Origin of the sequence: Microcystis sp. LE19-195.1E, from assembly GCF_027532095.1 — a bacterium.
GTDB lineage: Bacteria > Cyanobacteriota > Cyanobacteriia > Cyanobacteriales > Microcystaceae > Microcystis > Microcystis aeruginosa.
The window spans coordinates 1-1,564 of sequence record NZ_JAPZSZ010000182.1 but is presented as its reverse complement, the minus strand read 5'-3'; the positions used below and the strand labels follow the sequence as shown (position 1 = coordinate 1,564).

1 protein-coding gene is annotated in these 1,564 nt (G+C 43.0%); it reads left to right on the top strand.

Features of this window, described 5'->3' with window-relative positions; translation table 11 throughout:
- Positions 1-1,433: Calx-beta domain-containing protein (locus O9300_RS10475; protein ID WP_287971581.1), on the top strand; the 1,433-nt coding region annotated here is incomplete at its 5' end.
- Positions 1,434-1,564: the final 131 nt, after the last annotated feature.

Below are 1,564 nucleotides of genomic sequence, written 5' to 3'. Positions count from 1 at the left end.
GTTTTAATGAAACCATTGCTACCGGAGAGGGAGATGATACGATTAACGGGGGCCGAGGACAAGATAACGTCAATGGTGGGGATGGAAATGACCTATTAATTGTCAACTACTCCAGTAACACCTACGCGGGGACAACCACCTTTCCCGCAGGAATAAGTAGCAGTATTTTTGAGAGTGGTGGGGATTGGAGTGGTTCTTTTAGTGCCTATACTAATAGCAGTGGTAATTCTGACTACGTTTCCTTCTCTAATATAGAAAAGTTTCAAATTACTGGAACTAATGCTGATGACACCATCACCACTGGGGGAGGTAATGACATCATCACAGGGGTTAACCCTAACAGTAGCACCCCAGGAAAAGGAGAAATTGATTCTTTAACAGGAGGAGCAGGAAGTGATAGATTTATCCTTGGTGACGTTAACTGGATTGGTTACGATGACGGTAATACAACTAATGCAGGGATAAACGATTATGCCAATATCATTGACTTTGATGCAGATGATGTTATTCAACTTCGCGGTTCAAGTAGTGATTACCTCTTGACGGTTTCTGGGACAACTACTAATCTCTACATTAATAAACCTGGCTCTGAACCTGATGAACTTATTGCCATTTTACGAGATCGAATTGGATTAAGTCTAACTGCTAGTTATTTTAGCTATGTTTCTAGTCCGACTCTTCCCAGTATTACTCTTGCAGTTGCTCCCAGTAGTGTCACCGAAGATGGGACAACAAATCTGGTTTATACCTTCACCCGCAACGGTGTAACAACAAATGCTTTGACAGTCAATTACACCCTCGGAGGGACAGCGACTCTTAATACCGACTACACTCGTACCGGGACTACCAATACAGTCACCTTTGCCGCTAATTCAGCGACCGCGACTGTAATCGTTGACCCCACTCCTGACACAACTGCTGAAAGTAATGAAACTGTTATTTTAACTCTTGCGACCGGGACAGGTTATACAGTTGGGACAACTACCGCAGTGACGGGGACAATTACCAATGTCCCCGCTACCAGTGTCACCTCGCAACTCTCCATCAATGACATCACCGTGGTGGAAGGTCAAAATAGTAATGCCATCCTCACCGTTACTGTCAATAACCCCAATCCACAACAAATTACTGTCAACTATACCACTGCACCCATTGATGCTACCGCCAATGTAGATTACACTAGCCAGACAGGAACCCTCACCATTGCGGCGAATACTTCCACTGCTACTATTAGCATTCCCTTACTGAATGATAACCTCAACGAAGCCGATGAAGCCTTTACAGTAACCCTGTCAAATGCGGTTAATGCTACCATCAATCCCGACGAAGCAATTGGACAAGTAATTATTACTGACACCCTACAAAGCAGCATTACTCGAACCTTACCCAATAATGTGGAAAACCTCAGACTAATTGGCAGTAATAATATCTGAACTTCCCCCATACATATATACCATAATAGCCCAAAACCCTTATCCATCAATGGATGTACCCCCTTAACTTTTCTTAATGTACCCATGTAATTTGTAACATTTCTTAATGGACAAGAATTCTCTCTATTTGC